The 824-nt window shown below is 23.4% G+C and carries 1 protein-coding gene; it reads right to left on the bottom strand.

All coding sequences use genetic code 11. The features are described 5' to 3' along the window. On the bottom strand, window positions 1-824 hold an 824-nt coding region (gene aph(2'')-Ia, locus KA878_RS13745; RefSeq protein WP_210142224.1), incomplete at both ends, for an aminoglycoside O-phosphotransferase APH(2'')-Ia.

Below are 824 nucleotides of genomic sequence, written 5' to 3'. Positions count from 1 at the left end.
TATAAGTCCTTTTATAAATTTCTTTTCTACCATTTTCGATAAATTCCTGTTTAATATTTTTAATTCCATAAACAATAGTTTCAATAGGATAATATTCTTCAACTATATCTTGATATTCTTTTGCTTTCTCAATATCTATATTTCCATACATTCTTAATATATCTTCTCCAAAATTTGTTCCTATTTCTTCTTCACTATCTTCAAGTAAGTATATAAAATCACAATATTCATCTATAATTCCAGAATCTCCAAAATCAATTATTCCAGTTAATCTATTATTGCCATCTAACAATAGATGATTACAACTAAAATCATTATGGCATAAACACTTTTTACCCTCAAAAACTGTTGTTGCATTTAGTCTTTCCATAAAACTTTCTATATAATCTTTTTCTATATCAGTTAAATCATTATAAATAGTTTCACGCAACAATATATACTCTTCTAATACATTTTGTTTATTATCAATAGTACATTCACTAATATCTGTATAATCTAAACCGTGCATTTGTCTTAAAAAACTGGCAATATCTCGTTTTAACAAATTTTGTTCTTCTTCTGACATAGTAGAATAAATTTCTGGTGTTAAAAAAGTTCCTTTAATTTCTTTATAACCTAGTATAGATAATTCATCACTAATATACGAATATTCAATATTAGGAATTTTTACATTAGTTTCTAAATTTGTATTTAAAAAATTATATATTGCTTTTTCTTTTGCATAACCTTTTTTCTTATTAGTACTAAATTTTGTTTTAAAAATGTATTCATTATTAACTAAATATGCCACACTATCATAACCACTACCGATTATTTCAATACTA

This window comes from Staphylococcus sp. GDY8P57P (assembly GCF_017892585.1).
GTDB lineage: Bacteria > Bacillota > Bacilli > Staphylococcales > Staphylococcaceae > Staphylococcus > Staphylococcus borealis.
Note: the sequence above shows the minus strand (reverse complement) of the source record. Positions and strands in the feature narration are given on the sequence as shown.